Origin of the sequence: Microbacterium sp. ZXX196 (genome assembly GCF_009709595.1) — a bacterium.
Taxonomy (GTDB): Bacteria; Actinomycetota; Actinomycetes; order Actinomycetales; family Microbacteriaceae; genus Microbacterium; species Microbacterium excoecariae.
This window is the reverse complement of the sequence record NZ_WMEE01000294.1, coordinates 1-260: the sequence shown is the minus strand read 5'-3', so window position 1 is coordinate 260 and position 260 is coordinate 1. Positions and strand designations below refer to the sequence as shown.

Sequence of the window (260 nt, the reverse complement as noted above, 5' to 3'; positions counted from 1 at the left end):
TATTTTCAAAAACAAAATTGAACGTAGCACGATTTCTGATCTCGCAGCCATCGTTAATCTTGCTGTCCTTGTCCCAGTCGGTCAGCCACCATTGCGAATCAACAGCGATCACCACCACATTGTCGTTCAGTTCTATGACTTCCGGGCCGGAGCACCCGTCCTGTGGAAGAAAATAGTTCTCCCACTCCTCCTTGTCTGGTTTACCTCTCCGGTTATTCAAATAAGACTGGATGAAATTCTCCTGCCTCTTCACCCCTTTC

The 260-nt window shown here is 47.3% G+C and carries 1 protein-coding gene; it reads right to left on the bottom strand.

From position 1 onward, the window contains the following. Positions 1 to 260 (bottom strand): hypothetical protein (locus tag GJQ66_RS14290; RefSeq protein WP_196215926.1); only part of this gene is annotated, 260 nt, incomplete at both ends.